This window comes from Saccharobesus litoralis, assembly GCF_003063625.1.
In the GTDB taxonomy this organism is placed as follows: Bacteria; Pseudomonadota; Gammaproteobacteria; order Enterobacterales; family Alteromonadaceae; genus Saccharobesus; species Saccharobesus litoralis.
In genome coordinates this window covers 2857285-2872313 of sequence record NZ_CP026604.1, presented here as the reverse complement: position 1 = coordinate 2872313, position 15029 = coordinate 2857285, and the positions used below count along the sequence as shown (strand labels likewise).

Genomic DNA, 15029 nt, shown 5'->3' with positions numbered 1-15029 from the left:
GTCGTAAAAATAAGGGCTTAAAACGTAAAAAGCCCCGGTATTAACCGAGGCTTTATAAGTACTAATCAAATGCTAACTTATTACTTAGTACCTGAAGTAAATTCTGGGTAAGCTTCCATACCGCACTCAGCGATATCAACACCTTCGTACTCTTCTTCTTCAGAGACACGAATACCCATAATAGCTTTCAGAGCAAACCAAACGATAAAGCTTGTTACGAACACCCAAACGAAGATAGTTAAGGCACCGATAATTTGACCTGAGAAAGACGCACCATCGTTTGTTAATGGTACTAATAATAGACCTAATAAACCAACTGTACCGTGAACAGAGATAGCGCCCACTGGATCGTCGATTTTTAACTTGTCTAAGAAAACGATTGAGAAAACAACTAAAACACCACCTAATGCACCGAAGATAGTCGCTTCAAGCGCTGTAGGAGTAGAAGGCTCAGCAGTGATAGCAACAAGACCTGCTAATGCACCGTTTAATGCCATTGTTAAATCCGCTTTCTTGAATAAGATACGAGCAACAACTAAAGCTGCAACAACACCACCAGCAGCTGCTGCGTTAGTGTTAAGGAATACCATAGCAACAGCATGAGCGTTGTCGATATCACCTAATTTAAGTACTGAACCGCCGTTGAAACCGAACCAGCCCATCCAAAGGATGAAAGTACCTAAAGTTGCTAATGGTAAGTTTGCACCTGGAATAGCTTTAACTGAACCGTCTGCAGCATATTTACCTTTACGAGCGCCGAGCAATAAAACACCCGCTAAAGCAGCAGCCGCACCAGCCATATGAACGATACCTGAGCCAGCGAAGTCAGAGAAACCAAAATCATCTCCTAGGCTGAACATGCCAAATACTTCATTGCCACCCCAAGTCCAGCCACCTTCCATTGGGTAGATGAAACCAGTCATTACAACAGCAAAAGCTAAGAAAGCCCAAAGCTTCATACGCTCAGCAACCGCACCAGATACGATTGACATTGCAGTTGCTACGAAAACAACTTGGAAGAAGAAGTCAGAAGCACCAGAGTAGATAGAACCACCAGTAAAACCACCTTCACGTGCTGCGAAGTCACCTAAAACAGCTGCTGAATCAACCGTTTCGATACCCGCTAAGAAAACGCCACCGCCGTACATGATGTCATAACCGACAACTAAGTACATGATGCAAGAGATCGCAAATAACGCGACGTTTTTCGTTAAAATTTCTGTTGTATTTTTAGCGCGCACAAGACCCGCTTCTAGCATGGCGAAACCAGCCGCCATCCACATAACTAAAGCACCACATACTAAGAAGTAAAAGGTGTCCATAGCATATTGTAAGTGGAATATGTTGTTTTCCATTATATTCTCCCCAAAATATTCTTATAAATTCGATTAGGCTTAAATAGCAGAATCGCCAGTTTCACCAGTACGGATACGCACAACTTGCTCTAAATCGTAAACGAAGATTTTACCATCGCCGATTTTGCCCGTTTGCGCCGCAGAAGAAATTGCTTCAACCAGACGTTCAACGTTGTCGTCTGTGATAGCGATTTCTAATTTTACTTTAGGAAGAAAATCTACCTGATATTCTGCGCCACGATATAACTCAGTGTGACCTTTTTGACGACCGAAGCCTTTAACTTCAGTCACGGTTAAACCGTCGATGCCAATTTCAGAGATAGCTTCTCTGACATCATCCAGTTTGAATGGTTTGATGATCGCTGTGACCAGTTTCATTGCATTGCTCCAAATTAATAAAAAATTAATCCCGGAAGTGGTTATTCAACAGTTATGCCAAAAAGTAAAAAGCAATAAAAATCAACAACTTGACCACAACCAACATATAAGATGACTATAAAGGCACCAAAACAATGCACCAGAAGCAAGTTTTAATGCACAAAAATAAAGCAAATAACTAGAATGAGTCATCACATCCCGGCTTTTTAGTTATTTTATGTTTACATTCGAAATAAAAACGTTGTAGCCAGCCTGAACAAAAAACCAACTATTTTAATAGATTACAATGATTTAGAGAGAGTTTTATAAAATGAACAAATCTTTTTTAACTGAATAGAGTTGTTAAAAATTCATTAACAAACTCACCAAAAAGGTGAATACTTCGATGGGCACCATTTTAGTGCCCGACAAATTGAGTTAAAACAAATCCGTAGCGGGTAAATTATTGAAATATAATGCAGTCAATAAGGTGGTTGAAACAACCATTTATTCATTGAGTAGACAAGTTTTAATTTGAACCATGCTATTGGCGAGACTTAGCTTCCCTCCCTACTTCTGGCGCCTGCATGCAGGTACATAGAAATTGTCAGGAACAAAACTCTTTAGTTCTGCTACGTTTAGTCAGAAAAGTTTACAGGCTCTGCAAGCATAAATGCTCGCCAACAAAAACTTGTACTTTGAAACGGTTATTTTCCACAAAAATCGGTAGATTAATTACCTTATCCAAAGATTGTAAACCATCTATGGCTTATTAATTTTATTACCCAGAACAATTAAAAATATTCAATAAAAACAAAATCTTGTGTATGCCGAAATTTATTTAGACGAAAAGATACACCATCCCTCAAGGCAATATTAAACCTGCATAGCTCGCTTACCCATCGGCTTAAAGACCGACATACAAAAGTAAGCACCAAACGCGAAGCAGGCATTAAGCCCGCTACAAGACAGCTTTAATGCGCACAATTACTTTTTGCGCATAGGTGGCGCATCCAAATCAATTTTAGGTTTAACCAAATTAACTTGTTTTTTCGGTTTCGAAACAGTCTTTTTACGATTGCCGGCGGCTTTACTGGTAGATGACTTTTTGTCTTTACCTTGACTCGACTCGTTTTTCGCTTGTGGCTTAATACCGTTAAACTTAGCAGCCAAGCCCTCTATATTTTCAAAAGTAATTGATTGCTGCAAAAATGCTTGTAGCAACTCAAAGCTTGGCCAGTCGCGCTTTGACACTAAAGAATAAGCAACGCCCTTAAATCCAGCGCGTCCAGTACGACCAATCCGATGCACATATTCTTCAGCAAATTTAGGTAAATCAAAATTGATTACTGCACCAACATTGCGCAAATCCAATCCACGAGAGGCGACATCTGTCGAAATTAACACCTGTGAACGACCTCGAGCAAAGCCATCTAATTCTTGATTGCGTTTAGCTTGGGTCATATCTCCCGATAAGAAAGTCGCGTCTTTACCATTTTCCTGTAAAAATTTGGCAAGCTCCTGAGTTGAGTCTCGCGTCGCGGTAAAAACGATAATTTGCTCTTGCGGATGCAAGCTAACTAAATGCGCTAACTGTTTTAATTTGTGTGGATAGCCATCTGATAAATAAAAGCTTTGTTGAATATCTTGATGAGGTTGGTTTGCCTCGCCCACCGCAATACGCTTAGGCTGGTTAAGAAACTGCTGCCCCATTTTAACCACATCGAGATTATCCATAGTGGCAGAAAACATCAGAGTTTGCCGCTTACGATGATCGGCTTGTTTATGTATAGCGGTAAGTTGCTCAATAAAACCCAGATCAAGCATACGATCGGCTTCGTCAAATACCAGCATTTCCAAACCATTTAAAAACACATGACGATGGCTTAGATGATCAGCCAAGCGCCCTGGTGTCGCGACAATAATTTTAGGATTGCTACGTAATTTTTTGGCCTGATCATTAAAATTATCACCGCCAATTAATTTAGCTGCCGAATATTGCGTATTGGCAGTAAACAAACGAACTTGGGCATAAACTTGGTTAGCCAGTTCACGCGTTGGCGCTAAAATAACCCCACGCGGGTCTCGTTTACTTAACGCTCGGTTATAAAACAATCGATTTAACAAAGGTAGAAGGTAAGCCAAGGTTTTGCCTGAGCCTGTTTTTGAAGACGCGATGAGATCAGCACCCTGTAAAGCACTTGGAATAGCAAATTGTTGGATCTCAGTGGCTTGCGTAAAACCTAAATGATCTATGGTTTTAAGCAACAAAGGGTGCAAACGAAATTCAGAAAACTGCAACAGCAATACCTCACTAGCCCAATTAAACCGAATACGGGCAAATAAAAATTGCGATTATACCTAACTGTTGCAGCTTGGCGTTAGCTTTAACGCTAATTTTTGGCTAAGAGTGATTGGTTAGCTAAATGCACCCATAACTCAGGACGCGCCAACGGTTGCACGTTTGCTTGTAACTGGCTTTGCAATTGAATAACTTCACCATTAAATTCGTCCAATAATGCTAACGCCTGCCGATAGCTGTCATCGGCATTTAAAATGGCATCCAACTGCTTTGATTCGATTAATAACTCTAACCCTTGCTTAATCTGCTCGGCTAACTGCGCGTTATTGGTAAAAATGTAAGTTGGTGCAAGATATGAAATTAAAGTGCCTTGTAATGTGCTAGCGTTTATCGGGTATTTAACCTGATTTTGTAAGGCTTGAATTTTAGCAATATCAAAAACAGAAGTGGCCATAATATCAAACCGTTGGCCGTCTAGCATATACACTAAGTTTTGCCATTTACTGGTTGCCACCGTATTTAAGCCATTGCGCTGAAACACATTAGCGTTGTTAGATGCGTTTAACACTCCCATTTTATACTGGCGTAACTGACCAGCATGACGAATTAAATTAAGCTCAGGTATGGATTCAGCACGGCACAGCAATATTTGATAACTGTCTATTCCTTTAAGCAAAGGAACCCGAACCGGAAAAAACTCAGTTTCTAATTCATTAGTGGTACTCGCCCAAAATAACGAAATTTCGTGACTCTTTAATGCATCAGCTAAACCTTGCTCTGCAATTTGATGATCCGCAATACTCACTTGAGAACGCTGTTCAGATACTTGCAACGCGCTTTGTATTACCGATAAAGCCAAGCTTGATTTATCGTCATACGCTTGAGGTAAAATCACCTGCTGCGCATTAGCAAACCCGCCAATCAGCGTAGTGAACAAACATAATAAATGCACTATGACCCGCTTCATACTTATCCCTTGCCCTTTAATTAGTGATCCGAATGGACAAGACTAAGGATAGTGAAGCTGGTTAATGAAATGGCGATAACTGCTTGTTCTAGCATTACGATTAATCGCTATATCGACAAGCTTTGTTAACTTATACATTTGATTTAGATAGTTTTTTATAATTTAAGCGCGTTTTCACTTCTATTAACATAATTCAATCACGCTACTGCAGATCAGAGTTAACAACCGAGTGATTGAGATATGTCTCACGCTAGTGATTTGCCATTGCGTGTTATGGATAAATATTAAGCGCAAAACAAGGCTGACCAATCTATCCCCCTGTAGATGAGCATTTATGCTTGTGAACCTGCAAGACAGCAACTGGTTAAATAAAAAGCTATACAACAACTAAATCTTCTTGTTATAGTCAAATTAATGGAACATCACGCACGGAATGCAATTTTGGAATAAGCCTGACGAGTTCCAGCCCGTTTTTGTTGCTACGTAGTGGTAAAAATACCAGCGACCAACAATAAACATGAACTTAGTAAGTTAGGCAACAATATAAGGGTAAAAATTATGGGCTATAAACCACAACGCGTAGAAAAAGCAGTCATTCCTGTCGCTGGCTTGGGGACACGTATGCTACCAGCATCAAAAGCGATCCCTAAGGAAATGCTAACTATCGCAGACAAACCTCTGATCCAGTACGTTGTTACCGAACTAGTACAAGCTGGCATAAAAGAGATCATTCTTGTTACTCACTCAAGTAAAAACTCGATTGAGAACCACTTCGATACTAGCTTTGAGTTAGAATCTATATTAGAAAAACGCGTTAAACGTCAATTACTTGAAGAAGTTCAAAGTATCATTCCGAAAGACGTTACCATTATGCACGTACGTCAAGGTGTTGCTAAAGGCCTAGGCCATGCTATTGCATGCGCACGCCCTATGGTGGGTAAATCACCTTTTGTTGTTGTGTTACCTGATGTATTAATTGACGACTCTACCCACGACCCCAAAACTGAGAACTTAGCGGATATGATCCGCCAGTATGAAGAAGATGGTGTAAATCAAATTATGGTTGAAGCCGTACCCGAGCAAGAAGTGAGTAAATATGGCGTTGTCGATTTACAAGGAGCTGAATTAGGTGAAGGTGAATCAGGTAAAATGTTTGGTATGGTTGAAAAACCCAAACAAGAAGAGGCTCCATCTAACCTTGCCGTTGTAGGCCGTTACGTATTGTCTGCCGAAATTTGGGATATTTTAGACAAAACAGCCCCAGGCGCTGGTGACGAAATTCAATTAACCGACGCAATTGCCACTTTAATGAACTGGGAGCAAGTTAACGCTTACGTACTAAAAGGCAAAAGCCACGACTGCGGCAATAAATTTGGCTACATGAAAGCCTTTGTTGAATACAGTATGCGTCATCGAGTACACGGCGAAGAATTTAGCGAATTTATTCAATCAATCAAATAATTCTTTTGTATTTGGATAGGCTTAAGCTTATCTCATTGTAGATCGAAATTTATTTCAACAAGCAAATTCGAGTGGCAGGTGTAAACCTGCCCTACAAAAATAGTATCATCCACTCTACGACATCACCCGAGCATTGAACCCCAACTCAGAATACTTATGCTGCAAAGCTAACTTAGCTTGATTATCGCCATGTACTATACGTATTTCCTGTGGCGGCTTGTTAATGCGAGTCACAAAATTGATCAGATCTTGTTGGTCAGCATGCGCAGAATAACCTGACAAAGTATAAATTTGCGCTTTTATCTCGACTTTTTGTTCATCAATAAAAACATAACCGCCGCGTGGTGCATAAGTTTGAATATCACGCCCCAATGTACCTTGCGCTTGATAACCCACAAACAACACATCGGTTCGAGCATCTGGTAATAATTGCTTTAAATAGTTCACAATTCGTCCCCCTGCACACATGCCCGACGCGGCAATAACAATGGCGGGTTTACCTGTGCTATGCAAATAATTAACCGCACGCACATGTTCATCGTGACTAGCAACTGTATATAGCTGCTCAAAACTGAGTGGATGCCGCCCCGACTTTAATTTTGCGCGAGCCTCTTCATCCCACAACAAAGACAACTCTCGATAATACTCGGTAAATTTAGCGGCCAATGGCGAGTCAACAATCACATCAATATGTTGCCATATATTGGCTTTACCATGCTGCCCATGTTTACTTTTATGAATAATATCTTCTAACTCATACAGCAACTCTTGTGTACGACCAATGCTAAAAGCTGGGATCAATACAGTCCCTTTATTAGCTAACGCTCGCTCTATTACGCGTTTTAACTGTTGCCGACGTTGCTTGCGTTTTTCGTGCAAGCGATCACCATAGGTGCTTTCAATGACTAATATATCAGCCCGACGCGGGGCTTGAGGAGCGGGTAACAGAGGCGTATAGGGTGCACCCAAATCACCCGAAAAAACCACTCGGCTATCAGTTTGCTTAATATCAAATTCAACATAGGCAGAACCCAATATGTGCCCAGCGCGCTGTAAACGCATAGCAACCGGTTGGTTACCGGGTAAGGTAAACCAGGTTTTATAATCCAGCGCTATCATTTGCTTTTCAATGCGCCGTAAAAAGCCATCAACTAAGTTCTTGTTACGCGTAAGTGATAGCTCGATAGCATCTTGTAAAACCAATGGCAATAAACGAGCTGACGCGCGACTGCAAATAATAGCGCCTTTAAAACCAGCAGCGATTAAGTAAGGTATACGCCCAACATGATCAATATGACAATGGGTAACAATTAACGCCTGTACAGTGCTAATATCAAACTCTATTTCAAGTTGATTATGTCCAGCGCCTTTGGCTGATACCTCTGCACCTTGAAACGCGCCACAATCGATTAAATACGACTGGCAATCACTCACCACCAATTGATGACAAGATCCTGTCACCCCGTCCACTGCACCATGATGCAAAATATCCATAACAAAATCCTTTTAAATTCCCCTAACCAACATAAAGGCGAAAGAAAAACCAAGTTAATCATCACCAATAATAACCAAGATACTAGATGATTTAGCCTATCGAGCGCAAGAGATAAAACATAAAAAACAAGGGGTTTTAACCATAAAAACTAGAAACGTTGATATTGCTAATAGAGTTTCTAGTACCTTTTAAATTTAATTTTGATTAGTTGAAAACATTGGTGAGCACTTTCACACTGAGCGCGAAGCAGTCGAAGTGTCGGTAAATTAGAAAGTAATAAGACTTCGACAAGCTCAGCCTGAAGTTGTTTATTTAATCTAAATATGGCTAAAAACATCAGGAGTGATAGTAAATTATGCGAGTGATTCAACTGATCATTTCTTTCTGGAAACAGTACTAGAAATAAATGATAAGTTCGAATTATTTATTCGGCGAGCAGAATTTAAACTAAACCGGATTGGCACGTGTAAGGCAAACATCCGCTCAAAAAACACAACCCCCCAACAATCAACCAATAAGTTATAGCAAAATTGCTCACAAATTCTAATTTATAGCCGAACGGCTATAGCTAAGCTGGGTTTGCTACTTTACAATGCTGTTATTTATTTGTTCGTGTTGTCTAATTCAAACTGAAATAAGACAACAATCCAAGTTAAATTTTAATTAGTTCAAGAGTAACTCAGGATGATTTTACCTATAATAATGGCGGGTGGTTCAGGCACTCGTTTGTGGCCTTTATCGCGTTCTAAATACCCCAAGCAGTTTATTCCGTTAATTTCTGGGCACAGCATGCTGCAAGAAACCGCATTGCGCTTAAGCGCATTAAACGCTAAAGCACCAATGCTAATCTGTAATGAAGACCACAGATTCATGGCTGCTGAGCAAATGCGCCAAATTGAACAAAATTCATCTATCATTCTTGAACCCGTGGGGCGCAATACGGCTCCGGCTATCGCCTTGGCTGCTATAAAAGCAATTAATAGTGGAGAAGATCCATTATTGTTAGTACTAGCTGCCGATCATGATATTAAACAAGCCGATACATTTTGTGACGTAGTAAAATCAGCCCTACCATTGGCAGAAGCTGGCAAGCTGGTTACTTTTGGTATTGTACCCAGTCATGCTGAAACTGGTTACGGCTATATTAAGCGTGGAGAGCCGCTTGAAGCAGAACAACAATTTACGGTTGATTCATTTGTCGAAAAACCGAATAAAACCACAGCCGAAGACTATTTAGCCAGTGGCCAATATTACTGGAATAGCGGTATGTTTTTATTTAAAGCCAGCCGTTACCTAGAAGAACTTAAAGCTCATCGCCCTGATATTTATTCAGCATGCGAGTTGGCCATGGCGCAGGAAGCCGCCGATTTAGACTTTGTGCGCGTAAACGAAGAAGCCTTTAAAGCCTGTCCGGATGATTCCATTGACTACGCTGTTATGGAAAAAACCCAAGACGCCGTAGTAGTAGCTTTAGATGCTGGCTGGAACGATGTTGGTGGTTTTGCTGCATTGTGGGATGTAAAAGAAAAAGATGATAAAGGCAATGCATTTATCGGTGATGTTAAATCAGTAGATACCAACAACACGTTAGTTGTTGCCGGTGAAAAGTTAATAGCAACCGTAGGTGTAGACGATTTAGTGGTGGTAAACACCAAAGACGCGGTTCTTGTTGCCCATAAAGATAAATGCCAACAAGTAAAAGCCATTGTCAATCAGCTAAAAGCCGACCAACGTAGCGAATTTGAATTCCATCGCGAAGTCTATCGCCCATGGGGCAGCTATGACTCAATCGACAACGGAGAGCGCTTTCAGGTTAAACGAATTACCGTAAAACCAGGCGCAAAACTATCAGTACAAATGCACCACCACAGAGCCGAACATTGGATTGTTGTATCTGGTACAGCCAAAGTAACCAATGGTGAACAAACGCTATTACTCACCGAAAACCAGTCAACCTACATACCCGTTGGTGTTGTACACGCACTGGAAAACCCGGGTAAAGTGCCACTGGAACTAATTGAAGTACAGTCGGGTTCATACTTAGGTGAAGACGATATTGTTCGTTTTGAAGACATATACGGACGCGTCAGCAAATAAGCTGTTTTTTTGTAGGGCCGAATTTATTTCGACTAACACAAGGTTTGTCGATGAAAAATCGACCCTACAAATCACGATAGATTAGCCTTTAGCCCTGTAGGCGAGCATTTATGCTTGCAAAATTAACAATAAATTAGCCTTAAGATCGATGCATCGCAGCAATAAAATTTGTAGGTCGGTCTTTAGGCCGATGGATAAGTATTGTTTCAAAGCCTACTCTTAGCTTTGTTCACAAAACTATGTAACTCAGCTTGTAGCCCGATAAACACGGATTGCTACATGTGGATACAACCTAGAAAGGTTTCAATTTTGATTCATTGAAAGCTGTAGCGATCAAAACATAAGTATTAGGTTTATGAGCACCTTCACACTGAGCGCGAAGCAGTCGAAGTGTCGGTAAATTAAAAAAGTAACGAGACTTCAACGGGCTCAGCCAGAAGTTGTTCGTTTAATCGAAATATGGTTAAAAATATTAGGATCTTAGTGCGTTTTGTATACCGAGAGAATAAATCGAACTGATCATTACTTTCTGGAAGCAGCATTAAACTAAATTCAACCATTCAAAACTTTTATTAACTAAACGCCCAACCCTAACGGAAAAAATAACAATGAGCGCATCACAAACAACAAGCTTACAAACAAACCAAGTCATCGAAACCAGCGGTATTGCGTTTGGTACTAGTGGCGCGCGTGGCCTGGTAACACAATTTAGCAGCAATGCTTGTGCAGCATTCACCCATGCTTTTATCAGCGTTGCCAAACAAAGTTTTACATTTGATAGCATCGCATTTGCCATTGATAATCGACCTAGCAGCTATGCCATGGCACAAGCCTGCGCTGCAGCCGCACAACAACAAGGCATAAAAGTTAACTACTATGGCGTTATTCCGACACCTGCATTAGCTTATCAAGCCATGCAAGATAAACAGCCATCAATCATGATCACAGGTAGCCATATCCCATTTGATCGCAATGGCTTAAAATTTTATCGCCCCGATGGCGAAATTAGCAAATCAGATGAAACAGCTATCAAAAATGCTGAAGTCGCATTTAGCGCTATAGAACAATTACCCGATTTACAAATTGACGACCGCGCCGCCAATTCTTACCTTGACCGCTACTTGTCATTATTTAGTGCTCCTATATTAGCGGGGAAACGCTTAGGTATATATGAACACTCTAGCGCGGGCCGTGATCTATACAGCCAGTTGTTCAGCCAACTTGGTGCAGAAGTCATTAGTTTAGGGCGCAGTAATGAGTTTGTGCCAATAGACACTGAAGCGGTATCAGATGAAGATGTAGCGCGCGCCAAACATTGGGTAACAGAGCATCAACTCGACTTTTTATTTTCGACCGATGGTGACGGTGACCGACCTTTAATTGCAGGGGAAAATGGCGAATGGTTACGCGGTGACATACTCGGTTTAATTTGTTCAGCCCAACTCAAGGTTGAAGCATTAGCAGTACCGGTTAGCTGTAACACAGCTATCGAAGCCAGTCAGCTATTTAACACCATAAGCCGCACCAAAATAGGTTCGCCTTATGTCATCGCTGAATTTGCGGAATTAGCCAAGCAGTATCAAACCATAGCAGGCTTTGAAGCCAATGGCGGCTACTTATTAGGTAGCGACATTAAGCTAAATAACCAAACATTAACTGCATTACCGACTCGCGACGCAGTATTACCCGCATTAATGTTAATGATGGCCTCCACTAAACAGGGAGTTAAGTCAGTAGTTAACGCATTACCTAAACGTTATACCGCTAGTGATAGAATCAAAAACTTTGCAACCGAAAAAAGCCAAGCCATTATAACTGATGGCTTAAAACAACCAGACGCGTTAATACACTGCCTAGGTTTTGGCGAAATTCAAATAAAAAACATCAACAGTACTGATGGCCTGCGAATGACCTTAAGCGACGGTAACATAGTACATCTTCGCCCATCAGGTAACGCACCAGAATTACGCTGCTACGCCGAGGCAAACGATGTAATCACAGCGCAAAACTTGGTTAATAAAACACTAACAGCTATTCAAACCCTGTAGGGTGGGGTTTATCCCCAACAACCAAGTGTCAATTTGATAAATTAGGTTAGATGGCATAAAGCCAGCTCTACAAAAACAATATCCAAGGGTGGGGTTCATCCCCCAACCAAATAGCTATTTAATACATTAGGTTAGCTGGCATAAAGCCAGCCCTTATAAGGTGTGGTTTACCCGCACCAAATACCACTACCACCAAGCCAGCTAATTAGATAAACTATGTATAAATACATAAATTTTATGTTCATCTCAAACGTCTAAATTTTGTAGGTTGAAATTTCTTTCAACAGCTAGCTTGGTTTAATCGCCAAAATAAAAAACATAGAGAAAATAACAAATGAAAATTGCTGTTGCCGGTACCGGATATGTTGGCCTTTCTAACGCCATTTTACTTGCACAACACAACGAAGTGGTTGCTGTTGATATAATTCAAGAAAAAGTAGACTTAATTAACAATAAAAAGTCACCTATTGAAGATAAAGAGATTCAAGAGTACTTATCCAACAAGGAACTGAATTTAACAGCGACGTTAAACCCACAACAAGCGTATCAAGGTGCTGACTACGTTGTAATCGCAACCCCAACAGATTACGACCCACAAACAAACTACTTTAATACCAAATCTGTAGAAGCCGTAATAAAAACAGTAGTAGAAATAAACCCAACAGCAATTATGGTAATAAAGTCAACCGTCCCTGTTGGTTACACTAAACAAATTAAACAACAGTTGTGTTGTAACAACATTGTTTTTTCACCTGAATTTTTACGTGAAGGCAAAGCGCTGTACGACAACTTGCACCCATCACGCATTATCGTTGGCGAACAATCAGAAAGAGCGCAAGTTTTCGCTCAGTTATTACAGCGGGGAGCGATAAAGCAAGATGTACCAACATTATTTACGGACTCGACAGAAGCTGAGGCTGTAAAACTATTTTCAAACACTTACCTTGCTATGCGAGTCGCCTATTTTAACGAATTAGACTCATACGCTGAAGCACACGGTTTAAATACTAAACAAATCATTGAAGGTGTGGGCTTAGACCCAAGAATAGGCAACCACTACAATAACCCATCATTTGGTTACGGTGGTTATTGTTTACCTAAAGATACAAAACAATTGCTGGCCAATTATCAAGATGTACCTAACAACATGATCCGCGCAATTGTCGACGCCAACACCACGCGTAAAGACTTTATCGCCTATTCAATATTAGAGCGTAACCCTAAAGTTGTAGGAATATATCGTTTAATTATGAAATCGGGCTCTGACAATTTTAGAGCCTCTGCCATTCAAGGTATTATGAAACGATTAAAAGCTAAGGGCATTGAAGTAATTGTATACGAGCCAGTATTACAAGAAGAAAGCTTTTACAACTCTCAAGTCATAAATAACCTAGAAGAATTCAAAAAAATATCAGATGTAATTGTTGCCAACCGCTTAACTGATGATATTAAAGATGTCGTTGAAAAAGTCTATACAAGGGACTTATTTGGTAACGATTGATCTATTCAGATTGTAACTACTCAGCATGTTTGTATATAGAGGGAAATTTGTACCACATGTATAAAAAATGCCGTCATACCTGAGAATTCAGGTATCCAGCGCCTTTATTAAAGTAAGCTTAGCCCACATTTACTTAGCAAGGTCACTAAATTACCACATTCTCAGCAAAGACAGAGTTGACGTGGACAGGGAATTAATACCAAGGCGCGAAAAATAAATTACGTTGAGTAGATACGCATTCGTTTAAATTTCTGCTTCAATGCGCTGCATGTCGCAATATTTCTAACTAATTCCCAATTAGTCATATTGCTTTAAAATAAAAGCAACTATAATAAGATAGATTTTAGTGCAAGGAACAAGATGGAGAGTCCTCGTGGAATTTTTAACCGCACTGCTCACAACCCTTATTATTATTCCATTTTTAAAACCTATTGCAGATAAGGTAGGTTTAGTTGACCTACCCAACGCCCGCAAACATCACAATGGTGCGGTGCCTTTAGTTGGTGGTATAGCAATATTTTTAGGTACCATGACAGCCTGCATGATGGCATTCCCAAACGACAACCTAATTCAACTATTCTTAATATCTGCTGGTTTAATTGTATTGCTAGGTGTGATGGACGACTACCATGATTTATCAGTTAAATTGAGAATAATCGCCCAAATACTGATAGCCTGCATTCTAGTTTATGGCGAACAAGCATATTTAGCTAATTTAGGTAACTTGTTTGGTTTTGGCGATGTGTATTTAGGTACTATTGGAACCTTATTTACTATTATCGCAGTTATTGCTGCAATTAATGCGTTTAACATGACTGACGGTATCGATGGACTAGCGGGTAGCCTAGCATTAACCACTTTTGGCTCTTCAGCGATACTGTTCTATCTAGGAAATAATAGCGAGCATGTAACTCTGCCTTTAATTATAGCTTTCTCTGTTATTCCGTTTTTATTATTTAACTTAAGCCTATTCCCTGGCAATATTCGTAAAATATTTATGGGTGATGCAGGTTCTATGTTTATAGGCTTAAGCGTTATTTGGATACTAGTTATTGGCACACAAGGTGAAAATGCAGCATTTCGACCAGTAACCGCATTGTGGATAATAGCTATCCCACTCATGGACATGGCAGCAATCATGTACCGAAGAATTCGCAAAGGTCAATCACCATTTAAGCCTGATAGAGATCACTTACATCATATTTTTATGCGTGCAGGCTTCACTGCAAGACAATCTCTAATGATTATTTGCACTGCATCTGTAATGTTGTCTTTAGTAGGGATAATTTCAGAAATATACCAATGGCCTGAGCCGTTAATGCTAGTTTTATTTATCGCAATGTTTCTTGCGTACAATCACGCGATTGTTCATGTATGGAAGCTAGTTAAACGCATAAGGGTGTTAAGAAGAGCGAGTAAGTTAAAAAAAATCAGATTGGCTTAATA

General features: G+C 40.2%; 10 protein-coding genes. 5 read left to right on the top strand and 5 right to left on the bottom strand.

What is annotated here, in order from left to right; genetic code table 11:
- Positions 1–80 precede the first annotated feature (80 nt).
- From C2869_RS10175 to C2869_RS10160, 4 genes are all read right to left on the bottom strand, one after another.
- The gene (locus C2869_RS10175; protein WP_108602825.1) at positions 81–1355 is read right to left on the bottom strand and encodes an ammonium transporter; all 1275 of its coding nucleotides are present in this window, start codon (positions 1353–1355) and stop codon (positions 81–83) included.
- A 39-nt stretch (positions 1356–1394) separates the two neighbouring features.
- On the bottom strand, positions 1395–1733 hold the full coding sequence (gene glnK / locus C2869_RS10170) for a P-II family nitrogen regulator (protein WP_108602824.1): 339 nt from the start codon (positions 1731–1733) through the stop codon (positions 1395–1397).
- Between the two features lie 966 nt (positions 1734–2699).
- Positions 2700–4013 (bottom strand): DEAD/DEAH box helicase, encoded by a 1314-nt coding sequence (locus C2869_RS10165; protein ID WP_108602823.1) that lies wholly within the window; start codon positions 4011–4013, stop codon positions 2700–2702.
- A gap of 92 nt (positions 4014–4105) precedes the next feature.
- Entirely contained in the window at positions 4106–4981 is an 876-nt protein-coding gene (locus C2869_RS10160) for a hypothetical protein (protein ID WP_108602822.1), read from the bottom strand.
- A gap of 558 nt (positions 4982–5539) precedes the next feature.
- On the opposite strand from C2869_RS10160, the gene galU reads away from it, so the two are divergent.
- Positions 5540–6442 (top strand): UTP--glucose-1-phosphate uridylyltransferase GalU, encoded by a 903-nt coding sequence (gene galU, locus C2869_RS10155; protein ID WP_108602821.1) that lies wholly within the window; start codon positions 5540–5542, stop codon positions 6440–6442.
- 114 nt (positions 6443–6556) lie between these two features.
- Here the strand turns inward: galU and C2869_RS10150 are convergent, their stop codons facing one another.
- A complete protein-coding gene (locus C2869_RS10150; protein ID WP_108602820.1) occupies positions 6557–7936 on the bottom strand; it encodes an MBL fold metallo-hydrolase RNA specificity domain-containing protein in 1380 nt (459 codons plus the stop codon).
- Positions 7937–8621: 685 nt separating this feature from the next.
- Between C2869_RS10150 and C2869_RS10145 the strand changes: the two genes are divergently transcribed.
- The 4 genes from C2869_RS10145 to wecA all read left to right on the top strand — a co-directional run bounded on the left by C2869_RS10145 (position 8622) and on the right by wecA (position 15027).
- Positions 8622–10034, top strand: a complete 1413-nt coding sequence (locus tag C2869_RS10145; protein ID WP_108602819.1) for a mannose-1-phosphate guanylyltransferase/mannose-6-phosphate isomerase — start codon at positions 8622–8624, stop codon at positions 10032–10034.
- A 608-nt stretch (positions 10035–10642) separates the two neighbouring features.
- Entirely contained in the window at positions 10643–12082 is a 1440-nt protein-coding gene (locus C2869_RS10140; RefSeq protein ID WP_108602818.1) for a phosphomannomutase, read from the top strand.
- 334 nt (positions 12083–12416) lie between these two features.
- Complete coding sequence (locus C2869_RS10135) at positions 12417–13583, top strand: nucleotide sugar dehydrogenase (protein WP_108602817.1); 1167 nt, start codon at positions 12417–12419, stop codon at positions 13581–13583.
- 373 nt (positions 13584–13956) lie between these two features.
- Complete coding sequence (wecA, locus tag C2869_RS10130; RefSeq protein WP_108602816.1) at positions 13957–15027, top strand: UDP-N-acetylglucosamine--undecaprenyl-phosphate N-acetylglucosaminephosphotransferase; 1071 nt, start codon at positions 13957–13959, stop codon at positions 15025–15027.
- The last annotated feature ends 2 nt before the right edge of the window (positions 15028–15029 follow it).